Below are 1,772 nucleotides of genomic sequence, written 5' to 3' on the forward strand. Positions count from 1 at the left end.
GTAGGCGTGCTGTCGTTGCTATCAGCCAACGGGTTGATATCAACCGTCGGTGCAAGAGTATCGATCACCCCACCATTTTCTGTGTCACTGGCGGTATTGCCGGCGGCATCGGTGACACTAGCATCCACTTGGAATGCGCCTTCTGCAAGTGGGATCGGTACATCCACCGACCACGTACCATCAGCCAGTACCGTCGCAGTTAAAGTTTGCACCGTGCCGTTAGCATCTGTCACAGTGATACTTACCAGTCCACCAATTTCATCACTGCTACCAGTAATGGTAGGCGTGCTATCGCTCGTTGCAGCAAGCGGATCAATATCAAAGCTTGGCGCTTGAGTGTCAATTACTCCGCCGTTTTCAGTATCAGACGCGGTATTACCTGCCGCATCAGTGACGCTGGCATCCACTTGGAATGCGCCCTCTGCAAGCGGCGTCGGTATATCCACCGACCACGTACCATCTGCCAGTACCGTCGCGATTAAGGTTTGTACTGCCCCCGTCGCATCAGTGACGATGACACTGACGAGACCACCAATTTCATCACTGCTACCAGTGATGGTGGGCGTGGTATCGTTCGTTGCAGCAAGTGGATCAATATCAAAAGTAGGCGCTTGGGTGTCAATTACTCCGCCGTTTTCAGTATCAGACGCGGTATTACCTGCCGCATCAGTGACACTGCCATCCACTTGGAATGCGCCCTCTGCCAGCGGCGTCGGTACATCCACCGACCAAGTGCCATCAGCTAATACCGTCGCAGTTAAAGTTTGCACCGCACCGTTTGCATCAGTGACGATGACACTGACGATGCCACCAATTTCATCACTGCTACCAGTAATCGTTGGCGTGGCATCGTTCGTTGCAGCAAGTGGAACAATATCAAAAGTAGGCGCTTGGGTGTCAATTACTCCGCCGTTTTCAGTATCAGACGCGGTATTACCTGCCGCATCAGTGACGCTGGCATCCACTTGGAATGCGCCCTCTGCAAGCGGCGTCGGTATATCCACTGACCACGTACCATCTGCCAGTACCGTCGCAGTTAAAGTTTGCACCGCACCGTTTGCATCAGTGACGATGACACTGACGATGCCACCGATTTCATCACTGCTACCGGTGATGGTTGGCGTGGTATCGTTCGTTGCAGCAAGTGGATCAATATCAAAAGTAGGCGCTTGAGTGTCAATTACTCCGCCGTTTTCAGTGTCACTGGCGGTATTACCTGCCGCATCAGTGACGCTGCCATCCACTTGGAATGCGCCCTCTGCAAGCGGCGTCGGTATATCCACCGACCACGTACCATCTGCAAGCACTGTCGCGATTAAGGTTTGTACTGCCCCCGTCGCATCAGTGACGATGACACTGACGATGCCACCGATTTCATCACTGCTACCGGTGATGGTTGGCGTGGTATCGTTCGTTGCAGCAAGTGGAACAATATCAAAAGTAGGCGCTTGGGTGTCAATTACTCCGCCGTTTTCAGTATCAGACGCGGTATTACCTGCCGCATCAGTGACGCTGCCATCCACTTGGAATGCGCCCTCTGCCAATGGGGTCGGTATATCCACCGACCACGTGCCATCTGCCAGTACCGTCGCGGTTAAGGTTTGCACGGTGCCGTTCGCATCTGTCACGGTGATACTTACCAATCCACCAATTTCATCACTGCTACCGGTGATGGTTGGGGTGCTGTCGTTCGTCGCAGCCAACGGATCAATATCAAAGGTTGGCGCAAGAGTATCGATCACTCCGCCATTTTCTGTGTCGCTAGCGGTATT

The 1,772-nt window shown here is 53.2% G+C and carries 1 protein-coding gene; it reads right to left on the reverse strand.

Annotated features, from left to right (window positions below; translation table 11 throughout):
• Positions 1 to 1,772 (reverse strand): Ig-like domain-containing protein (locus tag H5200_RS23030; RefSeq protein ID WP_182762803.1); only part of this gene is annotated, 1,772 nt, incomplete at both ends.

The sequence above is a fragment of the Pseudoalteromonas sp. SG43-7 genome (genome assembly GCF_014164295.1).
GTDB lineage: Bacteria > Pseudomonadota > Gammaproteobacteria > Enterobacterales > Alteromonadaceae > Pseudoalteromonas > Pseudoalteromonas rhizosphaerae.